Source organism: Streptomyces sp. WM6386, assembly GCF_000972385.1.
In the GTDB taxonomy this organism is placed as follows: domain Bacteria; phylum Actinomycetota; class Actinomycetes; order Streptomycetales; family Streptomycetaceae; genus Streptomyces.
The window spans coordinates 170,283-195,944 of sequence record NZ_JXTE01000006.1; the positions used below are offsets into that span (position 1 = coordinate 170,283).

Sequence of the window (25,662 nt, forward strand, 5' to 3'; positions counted from 1 at the left end):
GGGACAGGCGATGACGACGACAGCATCCGTGCGAGCGGGAGCGCACCGGCGACTCACGGCGGACACGGTCGTGGAGCTGGTGGTGCGGCAGGCCGAGCGGCATCCGGAGTCGGTGGCCGTACGCCACGGCGACCGGGCACTGACGTACGGCCAACTCCTTTCCGCCGCCGCCTCGATGGCGACGGCACTGGCGGACGGTCACGGAGTGGGGGACGGACTGCGCGTGGGCCTCGCCACCCGGCGCGGGATTCCGCAGATGGTGTCCGTCCTCGCCATCCTCATGGCGGGCGGCTGCTATGTGCCGCTGGATCCGGCACTGCCCGAGCGGCGGCTGCGCGGCATGATCGACGACGCCGGGCTGAAACTGCTGGTGAGCGATGACGCGTACACGGGCCCGCGGCCGACGGGCGCAGTGATCGCGGCGCCGCGGCTGTCCGGGGAGAGCGTCGAGGCGTACCCGGGGCCGTTGCGCCCGCAGGCCTCGTCCGAGGCGTACGTGCTGTTCACCTCCGGGTCCACCGGCAGGCCCAAGGGTGTGGTGATGCCGCACCGACCGCTGGTCAACCTCATCGAGTGGCAGCGTGCCTCCTCGACCGCGGGCGTCGGCACCCGCACCCTCCAGTTCGCGCCGATCGGCTTCGACGTCTCCTTCCAGGAGATCTTCTCGACCTGGTGCAGCGGCGGGGAACTGGTGCTCATCGGGGAAGAGGACCGGCGTGACCCGGCCCGGGTCCTCGAACTGGCCCACCACCACGGCGTACAGCGGATCTTCGTGCCCTTCGCCGTCCTCCAGTCCATGGCGGACTGGGCGTTCGACGGCGGCCAGGACCTGCCGCGCCTGACGGAGATCATCACCGCGGGTGAGCAGCCGATCGTCACCCCCGCCCTGGAGCGCTTCGTCGAACTCACGGGCAACCCCACCCTCGCCAACCAGTACGGCCCGACCGAGACCCATGCGGCGACGCAGAGCGTGCTGCGCGGCGCGCCGCGGCACTGGCCGCGGGTGCCGCCGCTCGGCGAGGTCCTCGACAACTGCTCGGTCCTGCTCCTCGACGACTCGCTGACGCCCGTGCCCGAGGGCACCGAGGGGGAGATCTGCGTCGCGGGGATCTCCCTCGCCGACGGGTACGCCGTCGACGACGACCGCACCCGCGGCAGATTCGTCGCGACCGGTCATCTCGACGGGATCCGACGGCTGTACCGCACGGGAGACTTCGGGATCGTCGAGGACGGCGTCCTGCTCTACCGGGGCAGACGCGACGACCAGGTGAAGATCAGCGGGCACCGCATCGAGACGGGCGAGGTCGAGGCCGCCGTCTCGGCGCACCCGGAGGTCGGCCAGGTGGCGGTGGTCCCCGTCGGGGACGGCCCCAGCACCCGGCACCTGGTGGCCTTCGTGGTGGCACGCCGCGGAACGGCACCGGACGAGGACGGGCTGCGCGCCTTCACGGCCCGGCTGCTGCCCGCGCACGCCGTCCCCCGGCGTTTCCTGCCGGCCGACACGCTGCCCCGGACCGCCACCAACAAGGTGGACCGGCGCGCTCTCGCCGCTCGGGCCACCCCCGCACCGGCCGCCGAGGACGGCCCGCCCCTGGGCGCCAGGGAGACCGTGCGCGCGGTGTGGCAGCGGGCCCTGGGCAGGGCCGTGCCCGACGGCGCCCGGTTCTTCGACGTGGGCGGCGACTCGCTCACCGCGGTCCGCCTGGTCGTCGAGCTCAACCAGCACTTCGCGCGGAAGATCTCCGTCGGCGATCTGCTGCTGCGCCCGGAGTTCGAGGCGTGCGTCGCCTTCTTCGAGGCCACCGACGCGACCGACGGCTTCCGGCCCCGTCCCGCCGCCGGTGCCGCGCAGCGCGGCGCGTGGCTGCCGGTCGCGCTCACCCAGGCGCACCGGATGAACCGCGAGGCCTGGCGGGCCCGGCACGGACTGCCGAGCATCAGCAACGTCCCCATGGCGTACCACCTTCAGGGGGCACTGGACGCGAGTGCCCTGGAGACCGCGCTGAGGCATTTCGTCACCCGGCACCCGGCGCTCGCTCTGGAGATCGACGAGACCCCGGGCGCGCACCGCCAGCGGCTCACCGACTGGACGCCCACGCTGCGCAGCGTGCGGCTCGACCCGCAGCTGTCCGTCGAAGCCGCCCGGGAGCGGGCGCCGGCCCTGGTCCAGGAGGACGCCGAGCGCCCCTTCGTCCGGTGCGGAACGGCGTACGACGGACTGCTGCGGGCGACGCTGATCCGGATCGCCGAGCGGGAGCACCACCTGTTCCTGTGCGCCGACCACATCGTGTTCGACGGCTGGTCGGTGGGGGTGCTCAACGAGGACCTGGCCGTCTGTTACCGCGCGGCCCTGCGCGGCGAGGCGCCCCCGGCGGCCGAGCCCGACCTGAGGTTCCTCGACTGGGCCCGCGCGGAGAACGCCTGGCTGGGCGAGGACCTCGCCGCCACCCTCCGCGCGGACTTCGGCCGGCAGCCCCAGGTGCCCGAGGACCCGGCCGCCGCCCTGCTCTACCCGGCGATCGAACCCGGCCCGCCCGCGCACTACGCCCGCGAGACACTCATCCGCAGGCGGCTCGACGCGGACCGCACGGCGGCCGTGCACGAACTCGCCCGGACCACCGGGCACCCGATGGGCTCCGTGCTCACCGCGCTCTACGCGACCGCGTTCGCCCGCTGGTCGGGACGCGACGAGGTCGCCCTGGTCTCGACGTTCGCCAACCGGACCGTCCCGGACGCGGACCGCTCCGTGGGCTTCTTCGCCAACAACGTCCCGGTGTTCCTGGGCCGCGCCGCCGGTCTGTCGCCCGCCGAGATGATCGACCGCGCCGCCCGCGAGGTGGGCCGCGCCGCCCAGCGGGAGGCCGTGCCCTTCCCGTTCTGGCTCGCCACGATGCTGCCCGGCCACGAGGACCTCGCGGGCAGCGCGCGCTACGCGTTCCTGAACGTCCGCAGCCAGGACCGCTCGGGCCTGGACCGGCTGGAGCTCGACGGAGTGACCTCGCGGTCGGTCCGCGTCGACATCGCGCTGACGCCGTCCTTCGCCCTCGGCCTCCGGGCCGGCGACAACGGCGGCGACATCGCGCTCGAACTCGCCTTCCTGCCCGGCCTCGTCGCCCCGGACCGCGCCGAGGCGCTCATGGCGGAGCTCGAGGACGTCGTGGACGGGGCCGGACACCCGCGAGGAGGGCAGCGCCGGTGATCCTCACCGAGGTCGACGACCTGAGCGCCGACAAGGAGTGGCTGCGGCTGTGGCGGGCGGACGATCACCAGCACGCCAACTACACCGTCACCTCACTGGCGGTCGGCGCCGCCCACTACACCCGCCTCTACTACCTCCCCGCCGAACACGACGTCAGCGAGTACCGGCCGTGCGCCGAGCGGTTCGTTCCGCACCACCTGCTGGCGTCCGGCCCCGACGGCCCGGTGGCCGGGCTCGCGCTCACCGTCGAGGTGCTCCCCGCACGGCACCGGCTGTCGGCCTACGGGCGGCCGCTGATGCTGGTCGAGGACCGTACGGCACCCGCACGGCTGCGCAGACAGGCCGCCGCCGCGATCCACACCCGGCTCCAGGAGCTCACCGAGCGCTACGGCGCGGAGCGCTACCACGCCAGGGACTACCTGGTCGGCGGGGAGATCTCGCCCCTGACCGAGGTGATGCTCCGGCACGGGGGCGTCAGCCGGCACCACTTCACCCAGACCGCCGACCTGCGCCCGGCCGCCGAGGAGCGCTTCGCCGAACTGCGCAAGAACTTCCGCAAGATCCTGCGCAGGGAGCGCGGCGGCTTCGCACTCGACGTGGTCACCGCACGCGACGTGACCCGGGCGCACCTGGACGCGTTCGTCCGGCTCCATCTGGAGTTCTTCGGCAAGACCCTGCGGACGCGGGCCTCGTGGGACTCGATCCTGGCCTCGGTCCGTGCCGACGAGGGGTTCATGGTGGTCGGCCGCCAGGACGACAGGCCGGTGGCGATGGCCTACTTCGCGGTGTCGGACCGCCACTGCCTCTACGCCTCCGGTGTCAACGACGCCGACAGCTACGGCAGCGGACTCAGCCACCGGGTGCTGTGGCGGGCCATGGAACACGCCCGCGCTCTGGGCTGTGTCCACTTCGAACTCGGTGAACAGCTCTACCCGGGCATGTATCCCGAACTGCCGGACAAGTTCCGGGCGATCGGTCACTTCAAGGCGGGCTTCAGCAACACCACGGCCGCCCGCCTGGACGTGTTCTCCGCTCCGCTGGAGGCGCCGTGACCCGCGTTTCCCGGTGGGCCGCGGTGGCGCGCGGACCCCGGCGGGCCGAACTCGTCCTGCACACCGTCACCCTCGTCAACGCCCTCGGCAACGGCCTGTTCACCGTCGCCGGCACGCTGTTCTTCGTCCAGGTCCTGGACCTGTCGCCGCTGCGCATGGGGGTGGGCCTGGCCGTCGCCGCCGCCTTCGGGCTCGCCGCCAGCGTGCCGGTGACCCGGGCCCTGGACGGCCGCTCGCTGCGCGCCGCCTACGGTGCGCTGCTGATGGTCCAGGCCGTGGCCATGGCGCTGTTGCCGTCGGCCCGGTCGTTCGGGGTCCTCGTCGCCGTCCTCGCCCTGGGAGCCGCCGGGCAGAAGAGCGCCCGCGCGGTGAACAACGCGCTCATCGGGCAGGTGGCGGGCCCCCGCCGGGCCGACGTACGGGCCGTCTCGCGGTCCGTCAACAACCTGGGAACCGCCGGCGGGGCCCTGCTGTCCTCGGCGGCCGTGGTCAGCGGCACCGACCGGGCCTACGAACTCCTCGTCCACGCCGACGCGGTGACCTTTCTGCTCGCCGCCGCACTCGTGCCCGCGGTACGGGGCGCGGGCCGGCTGGCCGCGGCCGGGCGCAGCCGGTACGGCTCGGCGCTGCGGGACTCCCGCTACGGGGCGGTCACGCTGGCCGACGGCGTGATGTGCCTGGAGTACTTCGTCATCACGCTGGTGCTTCCGCTGTGGGTCGTCGAGCACACCTCGGCGCCCCGGGCCGTCGTGCCCGTCCTCTTCGCGCTCAACATGCTGCTGGTGGCGCTCTTCCAGATCCGGGTCAGCCGACGGGCCCGCACGATCGCGGCGGCCGCCCGAGCGGTACGGGTCTCCGGGGCTCTCTTCCTGGTCAGCCTGGCCGCACTGCTGCTCGCCGGGCAGGTGGCCGCGGTGCCCGCCGTGCTGCTGCTGGTGGCGGGCGTCGGGCTGCACACGGTCGGCGAGCTGTACCACGCCGCGGGCGCCTCCGAGCTCAGCTACGGGCTGGCCCCGGAGAAGCGGATGACCGAGTACCAGGGCGTGTTCGGACTCGGCATGGGAGTGGCCGAGATCGTCGCGCCGTACGTCCTTGTCGTCGCCTGTCTCCAGGGCGGTTGGGCCGGCTGGGCCGGGCTCGCCGTCCTGCTCTGCGCCACCGGTGCGGCCCTGCCGTTCCTCGCCTCCCGAACCCCGGCCCCGGTCCCGGTCCCGATCGCGCGCTGACGCGGTCGAGAGCCCCGCAGCCCTGACCACACCCCACGACCCCGGGCACATGACTGCCTCTCAGCACCCTTTATCTCCACTTTTGTGACTGTCTGTCACCGCACTGGAACGAGGTGTCTTACGTTGGGTCTCCTTCGTACAGAGGGATTCACGAAGCTTCTGGAGCTCGTCGCGGAGGAGTCCGACACGCTGGATTCGGCGTACGCCGCGGCCCTGCACGCCGCGACGCTCGGCGGCCGGCTCAAGGCCGAGGTGGGCCTCGGCGCCCTGAGCCGCGGCGAGTCGGTCGCGCTCGCCGAGCTGCGGAACACCGGCGCCCGCCGCCATCTCCCCCTGGTGCAGGACACGGTGGGCGAGCGCCTGGTACTCACCGGCACCGGACGCCTGCGCGTTCTCCGCGACGGCGAGCCGGCGCCGGAAGGTGTGCTGGAGATCGGCCGCGTCGACTGGGGCGGCAGCCGCCCCGCGGACCTCGACCGGCGCTGGGACGAGCAACAGCGCGCCGAGGACGCCGAGTCGCTGAGCCTGCACGCGTGGCTGCGCGCCCGCCCGGCCGACACGGTGGACACCATGGTCGCGGACCTGCGCCGGACCCTGACCCATGTCGGGCCGATGCGTGTGTACATCGGCGACCGCTGCTACACCAACCTCGGCCGGGAACACAGCAATCTGGTGGGCAAGTCGGTCTCCGCCGGCTCCGAGCAGTGCCGGCTCAACGGGATCGACGCAGTGCCGGTCGAGCGGTGGGCGGCCCACGACGCCGTCTTCGTCGTCTGCATGTCCGCCCTCATCGCCTCCGGAACCCCTTCCAGAACCGAGGAGTTCAGCGGCACCCAGCTGACCGCCGGACGCCTGGAGGCTTTCATACGCGCCAAGATCACCTCCTACGACGGTGAGGTGACCGCCGCGACGGAGCAACTGCCGCTCGTGGAACGGCTCTTCGCGCTCGCGGCGCACGCCGGGCGGCTGCGCCCCGGCAAGCTCGAACGGGGACCGCAGATCTACCGCACGGTCCAGGCCATGACGATCAACAAGCAGGAGCAGTTCCTCGACCGCCCGGTGACCTCCGCCGATCTGCCCGCCGCCTTCACCGCGAAGGTGACGGAGCTGCTGCCGGGGGCGGACCTCGACCGTCCGGACCATCTGGTGGCGGCCTGGGCGCGGTTGATGCCCGCCCTGCACGGCCCCACGACCGACGACGCGTTCACCACCGGCCTCGAGGAGGTGATCCACGGGCTGGTCGAGGCGGGCACGGAGTCCACCGGGTCCCATGTCGGCATGTCCCGCGGCCCCCGCGACATCACGACGCTGTCCGCACTGATCGCCGCCGGCAGCCCGGACCCCGGGCACTGGAAGACCAGCGACTACTACTGCTGTGTCGTGCCCGGCCAGGACTTCACCCGGCGCTTCGACCGGGCCCCGGAGGAACTGCCGCAGGTCGTCAGGGCGATAGCCGCCCGGATGCGCTGGAACGGCTGGCACTTCATGCCGCACGCCGGCGGTGTGAGCGACCACCCGAGCTTCGCGGACCGGGACTGGTTCTACGCTCCCACCATGCCCGACATGACCGAGTGGACCTCGCACCATCACCAGGGCCATGTCGCGAACGGAGTCCGGCACGCCATCCGGGTCCCGCTGGGCCTGACCCTGGCCGGCGCCCACCGGCCGGGAATCCACGACTTCCGCCTGATGCGCACGGACGGCGAGACGTACGGCGTCCCGGAGCTGCGCGCTGCCATCGCCATCGGCCGTGTCCTCCAGAGTGTCTACCAGGCCCACGCGGACCGCTCGGAGCGCACCGGACCCGCCCTGGTCGTCTCGGACTTCGGCAACACCTGGTACCAGCGGCGTCACGCTCCCGCCGCGGCCGCACTGTGACACCCGCCTCCGCTCCCGACCCCTCCCACCTCCCGCCCGCACACCGACCCCAGGAAGGCCCTCCCATGTCCCCCGACCGTTCCGTCCTCCACCTCGGCCTGCGCCGCTCCCCCCTGGAGTGGCAGCCCGAGATCGACGCCGCCGCACAGCTGGGCCACGCCGTGTACGTCCACTCCGACACCGGCCTCGGCCATCTCGGACTGCCCGACGACCGGATCGCCGCCTTCACCCGGACGGAGCCCGCCGAGGACGTGGCGGCCCGCGCCCTGCGGCAGGCACAGGACGCCGGCCACCGGCCCGCGGCGGTGCTGTGCTGGGGCGACCGGTACGTCGACATCGCCGCCAGGGTGTCGCAGGCGCTCGGCCTGCGCGGGCCCTCGGTCGCCGCGGCCGCCGTGTGCCTGGACAAGGCGGCGCAGCGCCGGGCGCTGGAACCGCACGGTCTCAACCCCCGCTGGCGCACCGGCACCACGGCCGACGAGCTGAAGGCCGCAGTCGGCGAGCTCGGCCTTCCCCTGATCTTCAAGCTCGCCCACTCCTCGGGCGGCCGCGGTTCCGTCGTGCTCGACGCGGACACGGAACCGGGCGAGCTGATGAAGCTGACGTCCCTCAACTACGAGGACTCCGACGCCTTCCTCGTCGAGGAGCTCGTCGACGGCAGCGAGCACTCGGTCTCCGGTCTTGTGCATGGGGACGAGGTGGTGATCCTCGCCGTGTCCGACAAGTACCTGGCCCCCGGGGAACTCCGTACGACCACCACGGTCGTCCCCTCCGCGCTCACCACGGAGCAGCTCGTGCGGGTCCACGACGCGGCCGAGCGCGCGGTGCGCGCCGTGGGCATCGAGACCGGCGGCTTCCATGTGGACCTGCGCTACGCCGCCGAGGGACCCGTCGTCCTGGAGATCGGCGCACGGCTCGGCGGCGACCTGATCAACTCCCATCTCGTGCCCCTCGCCACCGACGGCGCGGCAGACCCGTACCGCTCGCTCGTCGAGACCCTCGCGGACGGCGAACTGCCGCGCCCCGCCCCCTTCGTGACCACCGCGGCGATGCACCTGCTGCCGGTGCCCGCCGACGCCGGCCTCCCGGCGCTGCTGTCCCGCCTCGCGGAGCACCCGGCCGTACGGGTCGCCGCCCAGTGGCCCTCCCCCGAGGACGAGGTCGTCGTGGTGGTGACGGCACAGGACCCGGACACGATCCCGGAGATCCTCGAGGACCTCCGCCGCCGGACGGGACGGTAGGGCCGCGTGCCGGACCGTGCGAACTCCGCGCACCCGCCGGACCTCCCGGTCGTCGGCGTCCTGGCCTGCCGCAAGCAGCGTGCCAACGGCACCAGTTACTCCCGGGTCAACGACGTCCTCACCGACAGCCTGCTGCGGTACGCGCGCGTGCTGCCGCTCGTCGTTCCGCCCGACGAGGCCGGTGCCGCGGCCCTGGACGACCTCGACGGGCTGGTGCTTCCCGGCAGTGGCTCCTTCGTCCACCCCCGTTTCACCGCGGAGGCCGGCGCGGAGATCGCGGGGCGGGAGTACGACACCGACCGCGACGCCGCCGCGCTCGCCCTGCTGCGCCGCGCCCGTGAGCTGCCGGACCTTCCGGTGCTCGGCAGTTGCCGGGGCATGCAGGAGATCGGGGTGGCGGCCGGGGCGTCGCTGCGGGACACCGAGGGCGCCGAGACCGCCGTCCACCGCTTCACGCCGCGTCCGGCGGGCGGCGACCGCTGGGCCGACGCGCACCCCGTGCACATCCGGCCGGGCGGGCTGCTCGCCGGGCTCCCCGGGGAGCTCGCCGGGACCGCCGTACCCGTCAACTCCCAGCACTCTCAGGTGGTCTGCGCGCTGCCGGACGACGTACGCGTCGAGGCCGTGGCGCCCGACGGTGTGCTCGAGGCGATCAGTGTCGGCCATCCCGCACGGTATGTCCTCGGTATCCAGTGGCACTTCGAGCAGCACACCGGGGACAGCGCGCTGAACCGGACCATCCTGGAATCCTTCGGGCGGCGCTGCCGTCTGCGCAGAGAGAAGAGTAAGTCGTGCTGAACCTGTCCGGGCCCTTCCTCGACTCCGTGGCCGAGCTGGCGCTCGGCGCCGTCGCGGACCCGGCGGACGGCGTGCTGTTCGTCGCCGGGTCGGTCGTCGACGGACTGGCCAACCGCAACTCCGACCTGGACGTCTACTTCCTGGGCGGCGACGGGGCCGCGGTCGTCGGGGCCGACACCACCGTCCGCAAGGGCGAGAAGAGCGGCACCATCGGCGAGCTCGACGGGCGCGAGGTCAGCCTCTCGATCCTGGAGCCCGCCGGTGTCGAGGAGCTGACGCGCTCCTTCCAGGACTGTCTGGCCGCGCTGTCCGACGGCGGTGGGATCGTCCAGTTGGAGAGCCAGAACGATCTCAAGGTGCTGCACCGCATCCGTACGGGCGTCCCGCTGCGCGGTGCGGAGCGGCTCGAGAAGCTGCGGGCGTCCACAGGCACGCAGCGGCTGGCCGAATACCACGTCAACGTCCAGGCGGTGGCCGCCGTCAACCGGCTCGCCGATGTGGAGGGGGAACTCGCCGAGAGCAACGACGCCTCGGCGTGCTGGATGTTCCGGGAGGCCGTCGCCCATTTCGCCCGGCTGGTGCTCGCCCTCGACGGAGAGACCAACCCGGCGCCCAAGTGGCTGGTCAGACTGCTTGAGGTCGGTGGCCCCGACCCCCGGCTGCGGTCGCGTCTGGCCCAGCTGCTCACCGAGTCCGAGGAGGATCTGCCCGCGGCGGTCGCCGAGGTCAAGGGGCTGTTGCGGAGCACGGTCGACCTCGCGCCCGGCACGGTCGTCGGGCCGTACACGCGGCGCGTGATCCGGAAGCTGGGCTGACATGACCGCTGTCCTCGGACTTCCGGGCCCTGCCCTGCACGAGATACCGGAGGCGTTCGTCCCGGAGGAACCCCGGCTCGGCGGCGCGGCGGTGCCCGTACCCCCGGCGCGACTGGCGGCGCTGAGCAGCACCGGCACGGTGCTCCTGGGCCGACGGCCGGACGACATCCACCTCAGGGAGTTCCGGGCGTCGGTTCTCGCCGAGACCCGGGCCCTGTTCCGGGTCCCGGACGACCACACCCTCACCATCGTGGCGGCCCGACCGGCGGAACTCTGCCACCTCACCGCCGCCCAGCCCTGGGCCACGGGCCTGAAGGTGACAGGCACCGGCCCACGCGCCACCGCCTGGCGGTCCGCCGCTGCGACGGCGGAACCCACCGATCCGACCGCCGCGCCAGGTGCGCGGGAGACCACCGGCCCAGCCACCGCCACGGTCGAACATGGCGCCGCCGCCCTCTCGGCCACCACGACAGGTGCACGGGAAGCTCCGGGTCCAGCCACCGGGACGGGTACACGGGGCGCCACCGCCCCGGCCATCCCGGCAGGTGCCTGGGAAACCCCCGGTCCAGCCACCGCGACGGACACGCGAGTGGTTCCCGGCCCGGTCATGGCGACGACCCCACAGGAACCCGCCGGCCCGGCCACCACGCCGGGTGCACCGGACCCACCGGCCCCCTCCGCCCACGCCACCACGACGGATGCACGGCGCACCCCCACCCCGCTCGCCGTGGTGGCCGACGAGGATCCCGCCTGGCGGGAGCGGCTCGAGGCGGCTCCGGGAGGTGCCTGGCGGGTCGCGGAGCTCACCGGTACCGCCGAGGTCCTCACCGGGCGAGGTGTCCGCGACGCCGACGTCGCGTTCCTCTGTCCGAGCGGACTGCTCGGTGTCGGCGTCGGCCTCACCGTGGCCGTGCTCTCGCCGCGGGCCGCGTCCGCGTCGCCGGGGCTGACCCGCGCGCTCGACGTGGCCGGCGCCGCGGTCGGCACCGGTGACCTGGTGATGTTCGCGCACGCGGTGCGGGACATGGCGGAGAGCGACGCCGTACGCACGGCAGCCGGACGCGAGGCCCGCCGTGCCCTGGTCGCCGACTGGGCGGCCACCCGCGACTGGGTCACCGCCCCCACGGCCGGGGCGGGGGGCGACACGCTGACGGTCCGTCTGGTCACCGCGCTGCCGCCGGGCACCGTCGCCGGACTCGGCCGGTTCCTGGAGACCGCCCATCTGGCGTACGGCCTCACGGACCCGGCCGACCCGCGCGCGCTCCGCATCGGTCTGTACGACTCCCTGCGCACCGCCGACATCGCGCGCCTGCTCGGCCTGCTCGACTACCTCGTGGCCCGCATGACGCCCGCCACGGACCCTGACCAGGAGGGACGATGACTCCCCGCTCCGACGCCCTCATGATCCTCAAGCCGGACGCGCTGGACGGCCCGTTCGCCGTGTGCCCGCGTCCCCTCGCCAGGGACGCCGTCCGCGGACTCGTCGACCTGTACGCCGGTCGGCCGCCCGGACCGTACGAGGTGGACACATCCGACGGCGCCGTCCGCTGGGCCCGGCGCAACGTGGACCGCAAGACCGCGGCCCGGGGCTGGTACGACAAGGAGCTGCGGTCCCGGCAGGAACGCCTGAGCCGGCTGACCGGCCTCCTGCACTCCCCCGCGCTCACCGGAGACGGTCCCACGCAGACGGCCGGGCTGATCCTCGGGATGGCGGGGGGGCGGCCCTCCGCCCTCCCCCCGCGCCCCCGCCCCCGCGCCCCCCCCCCCCGCGGGACGTCCTCGGCCTCTACGCGTACAACACCCACTACACCCGGCTCGCCGGCGATCTGACCGCCTACCTCACCGGCAGCGAGGGAGAGATCCTTCTGCTCACGGGCGAGGAGAGCCTGAGCAGCCTGCACATCCTCAAGGAGGTGGTCCGCCGCGTCGTCCGCTATCCCACCTCGCACTACGACGCCCTGGAGAACCTGCTGCACGTCTCCGACCCCGGGGCGACCGACTGGGCGTACTTCGAAGGAACCCTGACGCGGCGCGCCGACCCGGCGCTGTGCGACACCACGGCCCCGTGACCGTGATCAGCTGCCCGACCGCGCCCCAGTCTGTATAACTGTGAAAAAATTACCCATATGGCATCAAAAGGAGAATCCTCGTGAGCAGCCCCGCCGACGAGCTCGGCTACGGGAGCATGCGGCTCGACCGCACCGGTCAGGCCGAGGCCTTCGACGCCATCGGCGACCGCTACGACGAGGCCTTCCCGCACAAGGAGGGCCAGGTCGCGTCCGCCGAGTGGCTCATCAGGTCCCTGCCGGCCGGGTCTCGCGTGCTGGACCTGGGCTGCGGCACCGGGATCCCGACCGCACGCCAGCTGGCGCAGGGCGGCCTGGACGTCGTCGGGGTCGACCTGTCGGAGCGGATGGTCACACTGGCCCAGCAACATGTGCCCACCGGGACGTTCCACCGTGCCGACATCGCGGACCTGCGGCCCGACGGCCCCCGGGACCTCGGCCGTTTCGACGCGGTGGCCGCCTTCTTCTCCCTGCTCATGCTGCCACGGGCCGAGATCCCCCTCGCCGTGCGGACCATCCGCCATCTCCTCGTTCCGGGCGGCCTGTTCGCCCTGTCGATGGTGGAGGCCGACGTGGACGACTTCTCGATCCCGTTCATCGGCAGCACCATCCGGGTCTCCGGCTATCTCAGGGACGAGCTGCGCGAGGTCGTGCAGGCGGAGGGCTTCGAGATCGCCGAGGAGTCCTCGTTCTCGTACGCTCCGGCGTCCGTGGACGTGCCGCCCGAGGTGCAGATCTTCCTGCGCTGCCGACGGCGTAGCTGACCGCTACCGATCAGCCCGCTGCGTGCGGGCCCGCACGGCCGGAAGGACACGCGTGACGAAGCAGCCCGGAGCCGATGGCGGCACCGGCGGGCAGGCGGCCGGCGTGCACGAGCCTTCCGGTGCCCCGCGTCGGCCCGAGTCCCCCGCACCGTCCTCGACGTCCGGCAAGGCACGCGCCGCCAAACGCTCCGAGGAGGGTGGCGGGGCCATGCGCCCGCCGCCCCCGGAAGCGCCGGCCGGACGCCCGCTCACCTCCGCGCCGCAGACCGACAGGCTCCGCTATCTCGATGCGGCGACCCGGCAGATCGCCCGCGGCATGAACCTCGACGAGACGCTGGGCGAACTGTGCCGGGCGGCGGTCCCGGCCTTCGCCGACACGGCGTTCGTCCATCTGTACGCGCCGCTTCCGGTGGGCGACGAGAGCACCGCCGACGCCGGAGTGCTGCGGCTGCACACCACGGCCCCGCACCCGGACGCCGCCACCGTCCAGGCGGCCGATGCCGTACAGCCGGCCGCGGACGGTCTGCTCACCAAGCTGCTCCAGGCCGGGCGGCCGGTGTTCGGGAACACTCCGGGTCTGCGTTCCGTGGTGGCAGAGCTGCTGGGGGTGGTGAACGCGCCGGGCGCGGTGCCGCCCGGACGGCGGCTGATCATCGCTCCGCTGCACGGTCGTAGCCATGTGATGGGCAGCGTGGTCCTCATCCGCGGCCCCGGGCGGCCGGATTTCACCTACGACGACCTCCTCGTCGCCTCCCAGCTCGCCACTCACACCGCTCTCGGCATCCACAAGGCGGTGCTCTACGCGCGCGAGGCGGCCGTGGCGGACGCGTTGCAGCGCACCATGCTCCCGGCGTCCCTGCCCGAGCCGACCGGAGTCGGGCTGGCCAGCCGCTATCTGCCGTCCTCACGGACCGCGCAGGTCGGCGGCGACTGGTACGACGCGATCCCGCTGCCCGGCAACCGTGTCGCACTGGTCATCGGCGACGTGATGGGCCATTCCATGACGTCGGCCGCGATCATGGGCCAGCTGCGCACCATCGTGCAGACCCTCGCCGGACTCGACCTCTCCCCCGACGAGATCCTGCACCACCTCGACGAGCAGGCCGAGCGGCTGGGCAGCGAGCACACGGCGACCTGCCTCTACGCCATGTACGACCCCGTGCTGCACCGGTTGCTGATGTCCAACGCCGGACATCTGCCGCCCGTCCTCCTGCATCCCGACGGCAGCACGGAGGTCGTGCAGGTGCCGCCCGGGGCGCCGATCGGTGTCGGCACCGGTGGCTTCGAGTCCGTCGAGATGCACGCACCGGCCGGCGCGACCCTGCTGCTGTACACGGACGGTCTGGTGGAGTCCCGCGACTCGGATGTGATGACCGGGGTGGAGCAGCTGTGCGCGCGGCTGCGGGCGGGCGCCTCGGGAACCCCGGCCCCGGCGCTGGAGGAGCTGTGCGACCGGGCGCTCGGGACGCTGGGGGTGGGCGACCGGGACGACGACATCGCGCTGCTCGCCGCCCGGTTCAAGGGCATCCGGCCGGACACCGTCGCGTACTGGTACCTGGCTCCGCGTCCGCAGACCGCGGGCCAGGCCCGGCGGCTGACCCGCAGGACGCTGCGCCAGTGGGGCCTGGAGTCCCTGCTGGAGTCCACCGAGCTCCTGGTCAGCGAGGTGGTGGCGAACGCCGTGCGGTTCGCCGGCCGGCCGATCACCCTGCGGTTGCTGCGCACGGACGTGCTCCGCTGCGAGGTGGAGGACGACTCGACCGTGGTGCCGAGAATGCGGCACGCGCAGCTGAGCGACGAGGGCGGCCGGGGGCTGTTCCTGGTCGACCAGCTGGCACAGCGCTGGGGGGCGACCAGGGTGAGCACGGGCAAGGTGGTCTGGTTCGAACAGCCGCTATCCCGCGGCCGGAACCTCGGCTGACTCCACGTCGGCGGCGGGTGCCTCGTCCCCGCTCTCGTTCTCGCGCTGCTTCTTCAGGGCCAGTTCCTTGGCCGTCTTCTCCGAGTGCAGCCGCATCTCGGCCTCGGTCCGAAGGTCGAACATCAATACCTCCCTATCGCTTGAAGCTTCAACATTAGCCCGCCGACCAGGGCCGAGTCACCGTCACATCGCTCACCCACACAGGTAATTGACACCGCGTTCACCTCTGCGTCGGTTCGTACGTCACCTGCTTGACCTGGCGCAGCGTGAGCTCGCGGGATGGGCGGTGGTCGCGTACGACTGGGAGGAACGCGTCACCGCCCACCCCAGGGAGAGTCATGACCAACCCCGCTCCCCAGGCCCGGGCCTCCGCGCTGCTCGGCCGCCCCAAGCTGTGGGTGGTGCCCACCCTCCTGAGCGGACTGCTCGCCCTGCTGCTGTCGCTGCTGTACATGGGCGGCATCGTCAATCCGCAGGGCGACCTCAAGGACCTGCCGATCGCGCTCGTCAACGCCGACACCGGCAAGCCGCCGGCGGGGCAGGAGCAGAACCTGGGGACGCAGATCGCCGCGGCGATCATGTCGGACACCTCGAGCGACAGGGCCGACTGGCGGCAACTCACCCGGACGCAGGCCCAGGACGAGCTGGACTCGGGCAAGGTCTACGGCGCCCTCGTCATCCCCGCCGACTTCACCGCCTCCGTCGGTGCGCTCACCGGCGCCGGCGCCGGCGCGCGGCCGACGCTCACCGTGCTCACCAACCCCGGCAAGGGCAGCCTCGGCTCCTCCCTCGCCAGTCAGATCAGCACGCAGACGGCACACCAGGCCTCGCAGACCATCGGCAGGCAGCTCACCCGGTCGGCCCCGCGGGCCGACGCCACGCAGAAGCTGCTGCTCGCCGACCCCGTGGCCGTCTCCACCGAGGTGGGCCACCCCGTCGGCACCCACAGCGGGCTGGGGCTGACCGCCTTCTACTACACGCTGCTGCTCGTCCTGGCCGGCTTCATGGGCGGCAACATCATCAGCAACGGCGTCGACACCGCACTCGGCTACGCCGACAACGAGATCGGCCCCTGGCACACCCGGCTGCCCACCGTGCCGATCAGCCGTACCCAGACGCTGCTGCTGAAGATGGCGATGACCGCGGGCATCACCGTGCTCACCGTCTCCCTGGTGATGCTCGCCTGCGTCACGATCCTGGGCATGGACGCGACTCATCTCCCGCTGCTGTGGATCTACTCCTACTGCGCGTCGCTCGCGGTCGGCCTGGGCGTGCAGGCGATCAACGCCGCGTTCGGCGGCATCGGACAGCTCGTGTCGATGTTCGTGTTCATCGTCCTGGGCCTGCCGTCCTCGGGCGCCACCGTCCCGCTCCAGGCGGTGCCGGCCTTCTACCGCTTCCTGTCCCACTTCGAGCCCATGCGCCAGCTCGGCGACGGCGTCCGCGCGATCCTCTACTTCGACGCACGCGGCGACGCGGGCCTCACCCGCGCCTGGACGATGACCGCGCTCGGCGCCGCCCTCGGCATCCTCTTCGGCTTCGCGATGACCGTCTACTACGACCGCAAGGGCCACGGCCGCCTGACGCCGCAGCCCGCCTGAGACGGGCCGCGACGCCGGAGGCGGGTCATGCGGTCACGCCGTGCCGAGCGCCGTGCGCAGGGTCGCGACGGCCTGGTCGATCGCGGCTCGGGCGGCGTGGGTTTCGCGCAGGGCGTTGAGCATGACGAAGTCGTGGATGATGCCCTGGTAGCGGACGGCGGTGACGGGGACGCCGGCTTCGCGGAGCTTGTTGGCGTAGGCCTCGCCCTCGTCGCGCAGGACGTCGGCCTCGCCGGTGATGACCAGGGCCGGGGGCAGGCCGGTGAGCTGTTCGGTGCTCGCGCGCAGCGGGGAGGCGGTGATCTGGGCGCGCTCGGCCTCGTCGGTCGTGTACTGGTCCCAGAACCACTCCATGGCGTCGCGGCGCAGGAAGTAGCCCTGGGCGAACTGGTGGTAGGAGCCGGTGTCGAAGGCGGCGTCGGTGACCGGGTAGAAGAGCACCTGCTGGACCAGGGGGACGTCACCGCGCTGCTTGGCCATCAGGGTGAGCGCGGCGGTCATGTTGCCGCCGACGGAGTCCCCCGCGACAGCGATCCGGGAGGCGTCCAGGTCCTTCGACGCGCCCTCCCGCACGATCCACTTGGCCACGGCGTAGTTCTGTTCGATCGCGACCGGGTAGCGGGCCTCGGGCGAGAGGTCGTACTCGGGGAAGACCACGGCGGCGCCGGCGCCGACGGCGAGTTCGCGGACGAGGCGGTCGTGGGTGTGGGCGTTGCCGAAGACCCAGCCGGCGCCGTGGATGTAGACGATCACGGGGAGGGTGCCCTGGGCGTCCGCCGGGCGGACGATCCGGGCGCGGACCTCGCCGGTGGGCCCGCCGGACACGGTGATCCACTCCTCGTCGACGGCGGGCCCGGCGATGTCGCCGGACTGCACCTCGTCGACCACCTTACGGCCCTCGACCGGGCCGAGATCGAAGAGGTACGGCGGGTTCGCGGTCGCCTAGACGAAGGCCTGGGCGGCGGGCTCGAGGACGGGGCGGGTGCCGGTCTGGTCGGACATGGCGATCTCCTCGCAAGGGGTGGCCGCGGGCGCGCTCCGTCGACGCTGTTTCGTCAGGAGCGGCGGCACATCCATGACTGTAGCGCTCGATTTAGTCGTGCACAACTTAATCAAGGACGACTATTTATTTCGCGACTGTTTATGGCTCGATAGAATCGAGAGGACTCAATCAAAGGAGCCAGGCCATGAGTACTGCCGAACCGAAGCACGACGGTTCCCTGCTCCTCGACGACCAGCTGTGCTTCGCCCTCTACGCCGCCTCCCGCGCGGTCACCGCCCGCTACCGGCCCCTGCTCGACGAGCTGCAGCTGACCTACCCGCAGTACCTGGTCATGCTCGTGCTGTGGGAGCAGGACTCGATCTCGGTCCGCGATCTGGGCACCGCTCTCCAGCTGGAGTCCAGCACCCTCTCCCCGCTGCTGAAGCGCCTGGAGGCGCACGGCCTGCTGCGCCGTGAACGCCGCCCGGAGGACGAGCGCTCGGTCTCCCTCACCCTCACCGACGCGGGAGCCGAGCTGCGCGAGCGGGCGCAGACGGTTCCGGTGGCCATCGGGGACGCCATGGGACTGACCCCCGAACAGGACGCCACGGCCAAGCAGTTGCTCCGCCTGCTCACCGCCAACGTCGGCGAGGTCTGACGCTCAGCCCTCGACCAGCCGCGCGAGATGGGCCAGCGCCATCCGCGTACCCTCCTCGTTCTGGTCCGCCGGCACGGCGTCGGGAATCCCTTCGTGCAGGACGACGACCTCGGTCCCGCCCGCCGTCTCGGTGAGCGTGGTCGTCATCGTCATCGTGCCGCGCAGGGCGGGGTCCCCGGTCTCGAACTCGAACTCCTCGACCACCCGCTCGTCCGGCACGAGCCGCAGGAACCGGCCGTGGTACGTGTCCGTGTGCGAGCCGGACTTGCCGGTGCCGGTCGGCAGGTCGTAGGTGAGGGAGATACGGAACGCGCCACCCTCCCGGGCATCGAAGGCGTGCACCTCGCTGCTCATCCCCTCGGGCACCCGCCACCTGGCGAGCGCGCCGGCGTCCACGAGCATCCGGTAGACGGCCGCACGCGGGGCGTTCACACGACAGGAGACGCGGGTCGAGTACATGCCCCCACCCTGCTCCGGGGTGCAACCTTCTCGCAACGTGGCGCGTGCTGCGCTGGGGCACATGTATGAGGAGACCCCGCGCGTCGAGCTCACCCCCGCGGCCGCCGATCTGCTGCGCCGGCTGCACGAGGCGCACGGCCCGCTGATGTTCCATCAGTCCGGCGGCTGCTGCGACGGCAGCGCCCCCATGTGCTACCCGGCGGGCGAGTTCCGCACCGGCGGCTCGGACGTGCTGCTCGCGGAGCTGGAGGTCGAGGGCGTCGGGGAGGCGGTGACGTTCTGGATGTCGCGCAGCCAGTTCGAGGTGTGGAGCCACACCCGGCTGATCGTCGACGTCGTCGAGGGGCGTGGCAGCGGCTTCTCGCTCGAAGCACCCGAAGGGGTGCGTTTCCTGATCCGTTCCCGTCTTCTCGGCTCCTGGACAGACTGCCGTCTGGTGCACTTCCTCTGAGTCCTGGGACAGTTGACGAGACCTCAGGGGGGACTGTGACGCTTCGTCAGAACAGGTTCCGAGCAGGCAGAGCGGTACTGACGTTTCTCACGGCATGCGGTGTGCTGGCCGGTGCGGTCCTGACGGGGGCGGCACCGGCCGGCGCCGCGCAGGCCGCCGTCCGGATCGCGTCGGGCGTCACATACCAGCAGTACGACATCCAGGCGGCCAAGGGCCCCACGCGCATCCATGTCCTCACCGTCAACCTGCGCGATCCGCACGTCCGGCTCGACCTGCTGCATCCGGGAGCGGTCGCCGCGCGGGCGCCCGTCTCGCAACTGGCGGACACCCAGGGTGCGATCGCGGGCGTCAACGGCGACTTCTTCAACATCACCGAGACCCAGCACCCCGGCGTCGAAGCGACCGGCGCGAGCGTGGGCCCGGCGATCGCGGGCGGCCGCACGCTCAAGGCGGCGGTGCCCGACGGCCAGCGTTTCGGCCCCGCGATGCCACCGGGCACCTCCACCAGGAACGTGCTCGGCATGGGGGTCGACCGACGGGCCCGGCTCGACAGCCTTGCCCTGTCCGGATCCGTCCGCACTCCCTGGACGCTGCTGCCGCTGGGCGGGCTCAATCAGTACGCGCTGCCGGTCGACTCCGTCGGCGCCTTCACCAGCACCTGGGGCAGCGCCTCCCGGGTGCGTGCCACCTGCGGCACGGACACCGACCGGGCCGCCCCGTGCAGCACGGACACCTACGAGGTGACGGTCCGGCGGGACCGGGTCGTGGCGGCCGCCGAGACCCCGGGCGGCGGTCCCGTCGCCGCGGGTACCACCGTGCTCGTCGGCCGGGAGGAGGGCGCGCGGCAGTTACGGAAACTCTCTGTCGGCGAGCGCGTACGGGTCCGGCACGGCCTGGTCGCCTCGGCGACCCGGATCCCGTACCGCTTCGCCATCGGCGGCTACCCGGTCCTCGACGACGGACAGCCGCTGCCCGGCCTCGACGGCACGACCGCTGCCGTGCGCACCGCCGTGGGGATCACGGACGGCGGCCGGCGGGTGCTGCTGCTCGCGGTGGACGGGGCGGACGCATACCGCACGGGTCTGACTGTCGCCGAAGTGGCGGACACCATGAAGGGGTTGGGCTCGGTCGACGCCTTCAGCCTGGACGGCGGCGGTTCGTCGACGCTGGTCACCCGCGATCCCGGGGCGGGTGCCGTGTCGGTGCGCAACCACCCCACCGGCGGCGCCGAACGCCCGGTACCGAACGGCATCGGGGTCTTCTCGACCGGATGAACCTCAGGGCCGGAGGCTGCTGACGATGTCCGCCGTCGCCGTGAGGCCGCTGTGGATGGTCGGGGCGATGCTCGTACTGGCCATGTAGAAGCCGAGCAGTGCGCACACCAGCGCGTGCGAGACCTTCAGCCCGCCGTTGCGCAGGAAGATCACCGCCAGGATCAGCAGCAACATCACCACAGAGATGGAAATCGCCATCGTCGGCCTCCTCCGCCACGCCAGTAACGCCTGGTTCACGGCGTTCGGCCGCAAGTGTGGCGTAGCGGAGGGTTCGTCCGGGCGGCTGACCTGTCCGCCGAACGTGTGGTTTCTACGCCGACCGGTGGGCGTCCGGGAAGGCTTCGAGGCCGGCGAGGTCGTCGGTGTTGAGGTAGTCGACGCCGGCGGCGAGCAGCTCGCCCCACAGCGCGTCACGCGCGGGACCCGCCAGGTCCTGCGTGGCCCAGAAGCGCACCTTCTGCCCGCGCGCATGAGCGGCCCGGACGATGCCGCGCAGCTTCCGCCGCTCGACGTCGGGGAAGGCCCCCACGCCCTGCCAGGTGAAGTTGAGCGTCCAGTTGTCGCTGATCAGCGAGATGAGGGAGGAGGGCGCCGAGCTGCCGAGGTCGGCGAGGCGACCGTCGTAGAAGGCGCGTCGTACGGTCTGCGCCTCCATGGGCGCACGGGCGGCGCGGTCGCCGGAGATGACGGCGGTGACCGGGCCGGGGAGGACACGGCCGTGGGCGTACGCGGTGAACAGATGCTTGTAGCGCCGCAGATGCAGGTCGAGTTCGAGGTACGTCGAGGAGCCCTCGGTCTTGATGTCGATGAGCAGTTGGAGGGGCGTCCGGTAACCCCGGTACACCGAGCCGTGGTTGGCCCTCACGCGGGCGGCCAGCGGGTCGAGGTAGAGGGATTCCAGGGTGCGGGTCGGGTCGAGGTCGTCCGCGGTGTGGCCGATGAGGAGCTGGTCGCCGACGAGGAAGATGTCGGCCTCGACGCTGCCGAAGCGGTGGTCGAGGGCGTCGAGGAGGGGGCGGGGGTGCTCGTAGTCGTTGTGGGCGTGGGCCCGCCACAACGGCCGCAGGTGGTGCTTGTGTTCACCCGCGAACGCGTCGGTGGCGGGCAGGGCGACGGCGCCCGCGAGGGCGGCGCCGAGGGTGGTGAGGGCTCTGCGACGGGTGATGAGGGCCATGCCTGCCTCCCTTTGAGGGCGGTACGGACACCGGCGAGTATGGGGTCGCCGGTCCCTCAAAGGGCATGCCCGTGACAGGAGTTGGCCGGACTGCCGCCGTCTGTTCATCGCCCCCGCGCGGGGCACACGAAAAAGCCCGCCCCAGGTGGGACGGGCTTTTCCTGGTGAACGTCAGGGAGCCTGGAGGTCCACGAGTTCGGCCAGTGCGGCACGGTGGGCGCCCGCGGTGCCGTAGGCGAGGGAGTCGGCCTTCGCCCGCTTGAGGTACAGGTGGATCGGGTGCTCCCACGTCATACCGATGCCGGCGTGCAGCTGCAGGGCCTCCTCGGCGGCGTGCACGGCGACGGAGGCCGCGTAGGCCTGAGCGACGGCGACCGCCACATCGGCGTCCTCACCCCTCGCCAGCGCGTCGGCGGCGTTGCGCGCCGCGGCCCGCAGGTTGACGACCTCCAGCCACAGCTGGGCGAGCCGGTGCTTGAGCGCCTGGAACCCGCCGACGGACCGGTTGAACTGCTTGCGCTCCTTCAGGTAGCGCACGGTCTCGGTCAACGTCCAGTCGGCGATGCCGAGTTGCTCGGAGGCGAGCAGTCCCGCTCCGGAGCGCAGCGCTCGCCGTACGGCGGGTTCGGCGTCGCCCAGGAGACGACCGGGCGCACCGTCCAGGGTCACGGTCGCGAGCGGCCGGGTCAGGTCCAGGGACACCTGCGCGGTGACGGCAGCGCTGGAAGCGTCCACCGCGTACAGCCCGCCGTCGTCCGCCGGAACCAGCAGCACATCGGCGGCCGTGGCGTCCGCGATGCCGGTCAACTCCCCGTGCAGGGAGCCGTCTTCATGGCGTACGACCTTGTAGGCGCCGCCCGCGGCGACGTGCAGCGAGACGGCGAGGGCGCCGATCTTCCGTCCCGACGCCAGCTCGGCGAGCAGGTCCTCGGTGCCGCAGGCCAGCAGCGCCTCGGTCGCGACGACGGCACTGGTGAGGTACGGCACCGGGGCGACCGCGCGCCCCAACTCCTCCAGCACGACAGCGACTTCGCGGTGCGTGGCACCCTGGCCGCCCTGCGCCTCCGGTACCAGGAGCCCGGCGAGGCCCATGCCGTCCGCGAGGGCCTTCCAGGCAGCGAGGTCGTGCGGGGCGTCGGACTCGGCGCGGGTGATGACGCCGGGGGCGTCGCAGTGGTCGGCGAGCAGGTCCCGTACGGCGGACCGCAGCGCGTCTTCCTCCTCCGAGTACAGCAGGTCGGGCGCCTTTTTCATCGGGACAGGTCCTTCCATGCGACGTCCTTGTCGGTGCGCGGTTCCGAGGGCAGGCCCAGGACGCGCTCGGCGACGATGTTCAGCAGGACCTCGCTGGTCCCGCCCTCGATGCTGTTGCCCTTGGAGCGGAGGTAGCGGTAGCCGGCGTCGCGGCCGACGAAGTCCACCATCTCGGGCCGGCGCATGGTCCAGTCGTCGTACAACAGGCCTTCCTCGCCGCGCATTTCGACCTCCAGGCCGCTGATCTCCTGGTTGAGGCGGGCGAAGGCGAGCTTCATGCCGGCGCCCTCGGGGCCGGGCTGGCCCAGGGCGAGCTGCTGGCGCAGACGTTCGCCGGTCAGGCGGGCGACCTCGGCCTCGACCCACAGCTTCAGCAGTCGCTGGTGCAGATCGTGGGTGCGCAGTTCGGGGCGCTCGCGCCAGGTCTTGGAGACCGGGCCGATCATGCCGCCCTCGCGGGGCAGCCGCATACCGCCGATGGCGACGCGCTCGTTGTTGAGCGTGGTCTGCGCGACCCGCCAGCCGTCGCCGATCTCGCCGAGGCGGCGGGAGTCGGGGATGCGGACGTCGGTGAGGAAGACCTCGTTGAACTCGGCCTCGCCGGTGATCTGGCGCAGCGGCCGCACCTCGACGCCGGGGTCGGTCATGTCGCACAGGAAGTACGTGATGCCCGCGTGCTTGGGCACGTCCGGGTCGGTGCGGGCGATGAGGATGGCCCAGCGGGCGTTGTGCGCGCTGGACGTCCACACCTTCTGGCCGTTCACCACCCACTGGTCGCCCTCACGGACCGCCCGCGTACCGAGCGCGGCCAGGTCGGATCCGGCGCCGGGCTCGCTGAAGAGCTGGCACCAGACCTCCTCCCCCGTCCACAGCGACCGCAGGAGCCGCTTCTGCTCCTCGGTGCCGTACTTGAGGATGGTCGGCGCTGCCATGCCGAGGCCGATGCCGTTGCGCCGCGGATCGTTGTCGGGGGCGCCCGCGGCCTCCAGCTCGGCGTCCACGACGGCCTGGAGGGAGCGCGCGGCGCCGAGGCCGCCGAGGCCCTCGGGGTAGTGCACCCACGCGAGGCCGGCGTCGAAGCGGGCCCTCAGGAAGTCGAGGCGGTCCGTGGTGGCCGGCGGGTGTGCGGCCAGCAACTGCGCTGTGCGGCGCTTGAGTTCGGCTGCGTCGGTCATGCGGCGGCTCCGTTCCGAAGAGACGGGACGACGGCGACCCGGCCCATTGTGATCCCGTCGCCGACCCGCTGGACCGCGGCCGCGGCCTCGTTCAGCGGCACCCGCTCGCTGACGAGCGGCTTGATGGCGTCCCGGGCGGCGAGTTCGATGAGCTGCTCGTGGCAGTGCTGGATCAGTTTCGGGTTCTTGGTGTTGTACAGGCCCCAGTGCAGGCCGAGGATCGCGTAGTTCTTCACCAGCGCGTGGTTGAGGCCCGGGCTGGGGATGGTCCCGCTGGCGAAGCCGACGACCACGATCCGGCCCTCGAAGGCGACGACCTTGGTGGACTGTGTGTAGGCCTCGCCGCCGACCGGGTCGTAGATGACGTCGGCGCCCCGGCCGCCGGTGGCCTCCTTCACGGCGGCGATGACGTTCTCCGCACGCCGGTCGATCACGACGTCGCAGCCCAGCTCCCGCGCCACCGCGGCCTTGTCGGCACCGCCGACGACACCGATCACGGTGGCGCCGGCCGCCTTCCCGAGCTGCACGGCGGCGCTGCCGACCCCACCGGCGGCGGCGTGGACGAGCAGCGTCTCACCGGCCTCCAGACGGGCCCGCCGGTGCAGACCGAACCAGCCCGTCTGGTACCCGATGTGCAGCGCGGCGGCCTCGGCGTCGTCCAGCGACTCCGGCGCGGGCAGCAGCCCGGCGGCATCGGCGACGGCGTACTCGGCGAAACCGCCGTAGGGCAACGCGGGGTTGGCGAGCACGCGGCGCCCGTCCTCGGTCTCGCCGCAGATCTCCACGCCCGGTGTGAACGGCAGCGGCGGCTGTACCTGGTAGTGACCGCGGCACATCAGCACATCGGGGAAGTTGATGTTCGCGGCACGCACCTTCAGCAGGACCTGGCCGTCGCCCGGCGTCGGTGTCGCCACCTCCTCGAGACGCATCACCTCGCTCGGCTCGCCGTTCTCGTGCACTTGCCATGCCTGCATGCGGTGCCTCCACGCGACTGCATCGTCTGACGGGGTCCATCGCATACTAAGCGGTCGCTTGCCCATCAGGGAACAGTCAGCCGCGGAACAGTAGCGGGCGTCACGACCTCCGGGGCTGCGCCCGAACGTGCATCCGCTCCCCCTGCGGACCGAAGAGGCTCAGGAACTCCACCGGCCCCTCCCCCGTCGACCCGAACCAGTGCGGCACGCGCGTGTCGAACTCGACCACCTCGCCGGCCGCGAGCACCACGTCGTGCTCGCCCAGCACCATCCGCAGCCGGCCGGCCAGCACGTACAGCCACTCGTAGCCCTCATGGGTGCGCGGCTCGGGCTCCTCCTGCCTCTGCGGCACCAGCACCTTGTACGCCTGGAGGCCCCCGGGCTGCCGGGTGAGCGGCCAGTAGGTGCGCCCGTGCCGCACGAGCGGCTTGGACCGGACCCTCGGGTCCCCCACCGGGGGTGTCCCGATCAGCTCGTCGAGCGGCACCTGATGGGCCTGCGCGATCGGCAGCAGCAGCTCCAGGCTGGGCTTGCGCAGGCCGGACTCCAGTCGGGACAAGGTGCTCACGGAGATCCCGGTCGACTCGGAGAGCGCCGCGAGCGTCACCTCCCGGTCCTTCCGGATCCGTCGCAGCCGGGGCCCGACCTCCGCGAGAACGTCATCGGTAGTCATGTCACGTATTGCAGAATCAGCAAAGAA

Annotated in this window: 24 protein-coding genes and 1 pseudogene; 16 read left to right on the top strand and 9 right to left on the bottom strand. The window is 72.3% G+C overall.

The features are described from left to right. The first annotated feature begins 10 nt into the window (after positions 1-10). The 12 genes from TN53_RS05775 to TN53_RS05825 all read left to right on the top strand — a co-directional run bounded on the left by TN53_RS05775 (position 11) and on the right by TN53_RS05825 (position 14,960). Positions 11-3,199, top strand: coding sequence for a non-ribosomal peptide synthetase (locus TN53_RS05775; protein WP_095046313.1), 3,189 nt, complete (start codon positions 11-13; stop codon positions 3,197-3,199). Continuing rightward, the gene (locus TN53_RS05780) at positions 3,196-4,251 is read left to right on the top strand and encodes a GNAT family N-acetyltransferase (RefSeq protein ID WP_046257263.1); all 1,056 of its coding nucleotides are present in this window, start codon (positions 3,196-3,198) and stop codon (positions 4,249-4,251) included. The genes TN53_RS05775 and TN53_RS05780 overlap by 4 nt, the downstream gene beginning before the upstream one ends. Further along, entirely contained in the window at positions 4,248-5,477 is a 1,230-nt protein-coding gene (locus TN53_RS05785; RefSeq protein WP_052745144.1) for a hypothetical protein, read from the top strand. Before TN53_RS05780 ends, TN53_RS05785 begins: the two co-directional genes overlap by 4 nt. A gap of 123 nt (positions 5,478-5,600) precedes the next feature. Beyond that, positions 5,601-7,355, top strand: a complete 1,755-nt coding sequence (locus TN53_RS05790) for a hypothetical protein (protein ID WP_046257264.1) — start codon at positions 5,601-5,603, stop codon at positions 7,353-7,355. Positions 7,356-7,420: 65 nt separating this feature from the next. Beyond that, the gene (locus TN53_RS05795; RefSeq protein ID WP_046257265.1) at positions 7,421-8,596 is read left to right on the top strand and encodes an ATP-grasp domain-containing protein; all 1,176 of its coding nucleotides are present in this window, start codon (positions 7,421-7,423) and stop codon (positions 8,594-8,596) included. Between the two features lie 6 nt (positions 8,597-8,602). Continuing rightward, a complete protein-coding gene (locus TN53_RS05800) occupies positions 8,603-9,394 on the top strand; it encodes a gamma-glutamyl-gamma-aminobutyrate hydrolase family protein (protein ID WP_046257266.1) in 792 nt (263 codons plus the stop codon). Next, positions 9,388-10,209 carry a hypothetical protein gene (locus TN53_RS05805; RefSeq protein ID WP_046257267.1) on the top strand — a complete coding sequence of 274 codons (822 nt, stop codon included), beginning with the start codon at positions 9,388-9,390 and terminating at the stop codon, positions 10,207-10,209. Before TN53_RS05800 ends, TN53_RS05805 begins: the two co-directional genes overlap by 7 nt. Before the next feature lies 1 nt (position 10,210). Continuing rightward, a complete protein-coding gene (locus tag TN53_RS05810; protein WP_046257268.1) occupies positions 10,211-11,590 on the top strand; it encodes a hypothetical protein in 1,380 nt (459 codons plus the stop codon). Further along, the gene (locus TN53_RS05815) at positions 11,587-12,039 is read left to right on the top strand and encodes a hypothetical protein (RefSeq protein ID WP_046257269.1); all 453 of its coding nucleotides are present in this window, start codon (positions 11,587-11,589) and stop codon (positions 12,037-12,039) included. Before TN53_RS05810 ends, TN53_RS05815 begins: the two co-directional genes overlap by 4 nt. An 83-nt stretch (positions 12,040-12,122) precedes the next feature. Beyond that, a complete protein-coding gene (locus tag TN53_RS47200) occupies positions 12,123-12,278 on the top strand; it encodes a hypothetical protein (RefSeq protein ID WP_159038101.1) in 156 nt (51 codons plus the stop codon). 116 nt (positions 12,279-12,394) lie between these two features. Then, on the top strand, positions 12,395-13,039 hold the full coding sequence (locus TN53_RS05820) for a class I SAM-dependent DNA methyltransferase (RefSeq protein ID WP_046257312.1): 645 nt from the start codon (positions 12,395-12,397) through the stop codon (positions 13,037-13,039). 208 nt (positions 13,040-13,247) lie between these two features. Further along, positions 13,248-14,960: a SpoIIE family protein phosphatase gene (locus TN53_RS05825; protein WP_046257313.1), complete on the top strand. Its 1,713-nt coding sequence runs from the start codon at positions 13,248-13,250 to the stop codon at positions 14,958-14,960. Here TN53_RS05825 and TN53_RS47205 read toward each other — a convergent pair. Further along, positions 14,934-15,083, bottom strand: coding sequence for a hypothetical protein (locus TN53_RS47205; protein ID WP_159038102.1), 150 nt, complete (start codon positions 15,081-15,083; stop codon positions 14,934-14,936). The two genes, TN53_RS05825 and TN53_RS47205, sit on opposite strands and share 27 nt — an antisense overlap. Before the next feature lie 215 nt (positions 15,084-15,298). Here TN53_RS47205 and TN53_RS05830 point away from each other — a divergent pair, with 215 nt between their 5' ends. Beyond that, positions 15,299-16,561, top strand: coding sequence for a YhgE/Pip domain-containing protein (locus tag TN53_RS05830; protein WP_046257270.1), 1,263 nt, complete (start codon positions 15,299-15,301; stop codon positions 16,559-16,561). A gap of 33 nt (positions 16,562-16,594) precedes the next feature. On the opposite strand, the pseudogene TN53_RS05835 reads toward TN53_RS05830, so the two are convergent. Next, positions 16,595-17,563, bottom strand: a pseudogene (locus TN53_RS05835) (alpha/beta hydrolase fold domain-containing protein). Positions 17,564-17,748: 185 nt separating this feature from the next. On the opposite strand from TN53_RS05835, the gene TN53_RS05840 reads away from it, so the two are divergent. Then, a complete protein-coding gene (locus TN53_RS05840; protein WP_199924518.1) occupies positions 17,749-18,201 on the top strand; it encodes a MarR family winged helix-turn-helix transcriptional regulator in 453 nt (150 codons plus the stop codon). Positions 18,202-18,204: 3 nt separating this feature from the next. Here the strand turns inward: TN53_RS05840 and TN53_RS05845 are convergent, their stop codons facing one another. Then, positions 18,205-18,660 (bottom strand): SRPBCC domain-containing protein, encoded by a 456-nt coding sequence (locus TN53_RS05845; protein WP_046257271.1) that lies wholly within the window; start codon positions 18,658-18,660, stop codon positions 18,205-18,207. A gap of 61 nt (positions 18,661-18,721) precedes the next feature. Between TN53_RS05845 and TN53_RS05850 the strand changes: the two genes are divergently transcribed. After that, on the top strand, positions 18,722-19,111 hold the full coding sequence (locus tag TN53_RS05850; protein WP_046257272.1) for a DUF779 domain-containing protein: 390 nt from the start codon (positions 18,722-18,724) through the stop codon (positions 19,109-19,111). A 101-nt stretch (positions 19,112-19,212) separates the two neighbouring features. Further along, a complete protein-coding gene (locus TN53_RS05855) occupies positions 19,213-20,385 on the top strand; it encodes a phosphodiester glycosidase family protein (RefSeq protein ID WP_420719082.1) in 1,173 nt (390 codons plus the stop codon). A 3-nt stretch (positions 20,386-20,388) separates the two neighbouring features. Here the strand turns inward: TN53_RS05855 and TN53_RS05860 are convergent, their stop codons facing one another. The 6 genes from TN53_RS05860 to TN53_RS05885 form a co-directional block, all read right to left on the bottom strand. Continuing rightward, complete coding sequence (locus tag TN53_RS05860; protein ID WP_046257273.1) at positions 20,389-20,583, bottom strand: hypothetical protein; 195 nt, start codon at positions 20,581-20,583, stop codon at positions 20,389-20,391. A gap of 112 nt (positions 20,584-20,695) precedes the next feature. Beyond that, on the bottom strand, positions 20,696-21,559 hold the full coding sequence (locus tag TN53_RS05865) for a phosphatidylinositol-specific phospholipase C/glycerophosphodiester phosphodiesterase family protein (RefSeq protein WP_046257274.1): 864 nt from the start codon (positions 21,557-21,559) through the stop codon (positions 20,696-20,698). A gap of 171 nt (positions 21,560-21,730) precedes the next feature. Then, on the bottom strand, positions 21,731-22,813 hold the full coding sequence (locus TN53_RS05870) for an acyl-CoA dehydrogenase family protein (RefSeq protein WP_046257275.1): 1,083 nt from the start codon (positions 22,811-22,813) through the stop codon (positions 21,731-21,733). After that, positions 22,810-23,988: an acyl-CoA dehydrogenase family protein gene (locus TN53_RS05875; RefSeq protein WP_046257276.1), complete on the bottom strand. Its 1,179-nt coding sequence runs from the start codon at positions 23,986-23,988 to the stop codon at positions 22,810-22,812. Before TN53_RS05875 ends, TN53_RS05870 begins: the two co-directional genes overlap by 4 nt. Next, positions 23,985-24,962 carry an NADPH:quinone oxidoreductase family protein gene (locus TN53_RS05880; protein WP_046257277.1) on the bottom strand — a complete coding sequence of 326 codons (978 nt, stop codon included), beginning with the start codon at positions 24,960-24,962 and terminating at the stop codon, positions 23,985-23,987. The genes TN53_RS05875 and TN53_RS05880 overlap by 4 nt, the downstream gene beginning before the upstream one ends. A gap of 100 nt (positions 24,963-25,062) precedes the next feature. Beyond that, on the bottom strand, positions 25,063-25,635 hold the full coding sequence (locus TN53_RS05885; protein WP_046257278.1) for a helix-turn-helix domain-containing protein: 573 nt from the start codon (positions 25,633-25,635) through the stop codon (positions 25,063-25,065). Positions 25,636-25,662 lie beyond the last annotated feature (27 nt).

Bases quoted from the DNA above. Each gene is read 5' to 3' on its own strand.
- TN53_RS05870 (WP_046257275.1), bottom strand. From the start codon at position 22,813: ATGAAAAAGGCGCCCGACCTGCTGTACTCGGAGGAGGAAGACGCGCTG.
- TN53_RS05795 (WP_046257265.1), top strand. From the start codon at position 7,421: ATGTCCCCCGACCGTTCCGTCCTCCACCTCGGCCTGCGCCGCTCCCCC.
- TN53_RS05840 (WP_199924518.1), top strand. From the start codon at position 17,749: ATGAGTACTGCCGAACCGAAGCACGACGGTTCCCTGCTCCTCGACGAC.
- TN53_RS05865 (WP_046257274.1), bottom strand. From the start codon at position 21,559: ATGGCCCTCATCACCCGTCGCAGAGCCCTCACCACCCTCGGCGCCGCC.
- TN53_RS05875 (WP_046257276.1), bottom strand. From the start codon at position 23,988: ATGACCGACGCAGCCGAACTCAAGCGCCGCACAGCGCAGTTGCTGGCC.
- TN53_RS05845 (WP_046257271.1), bottom strand. From the start codon at position 18,660: ATGTACTCGACCCGCGTCTCCTGTCGTGTGAACGCCCCGCGTGCGGCC.
- TN53_RS05880 (WP_046257277.1), bottom strand. From the start codon at position 24,962: ATGCAGGCATGGCAAGTGCACGAGAACGGCGAGCCGAGCGAGGTGATG.
- TN53_RS05860 (WP_046257273.1), bottom strand. From the start codon at position 20,583: ATGGCGATTTCCATCTCTGTGGTGATGTTGCTGCTGATCCTGGCGGTG.
- TN53_RS05810 (WP_046257268.1), top strand. From the start codon at position 10,211: ATGACCGCTGTCCTCGGACTTCCGGGCCCTGCCCTGCACGAGATACCG.
- TN53_RS05830 (WP_046257270.1), top strand. From the start codon at position 15,299: ATGACCAACCCCGCTCCCCAGGCCCGGGCCTCCGCGCTGCTCGGCCGC.
- TN53_RS05775 (WP_095046313.1), top strand. From the start codon at position 11: ATGACGACGACAGCATCCGTGCGAGCGGGAGCGCACCGGCGACTCACG.
- TN53_RS05850 (WP_046257272.1), top strand. From the start codon at position 18,722: ATGTATGAGGAGACCCCGCGCGTCGAGCTCACCCCCGCGGCCGCCGAT.
- TN53_RS05820 (WP_046257312.1), top strand. From the start codon at position 12,395: ATGCGGCTCGACCGCACCGGTCAGGCCGAGGCCTTCGACGCCATCGGC.
- TN53_RS05825 (WP_046257313.1), top strand. From the start codon at position 13,248: ATGCGCCCGCCGCCCCCGGAAGCGCCGGCCGGACGCCCGCTCACCTCC.
- TN53_RS05885 (WP_046257278.1), bottom strand. From the start codon at position 25,635: ATGACTACCGATGACGTTCTCGCGGAGGTCGGGCCCCGGCTGCGACGG.
- TN53_RS47205 (WP_159038102.1), bottom strand. From the start codon at position 15,083: ATGTTCGACCTTCGGACCGAGGCCGAGATGCGGCTGCACTCGGAGAAG.
- TN53_RS05815 (WP_046257269.1), top strand. From the start codon at position 11,587: ATGACTCCCCGCTCCGACGCCCTCATGATCCTCAAGCCGGACGCGCTG.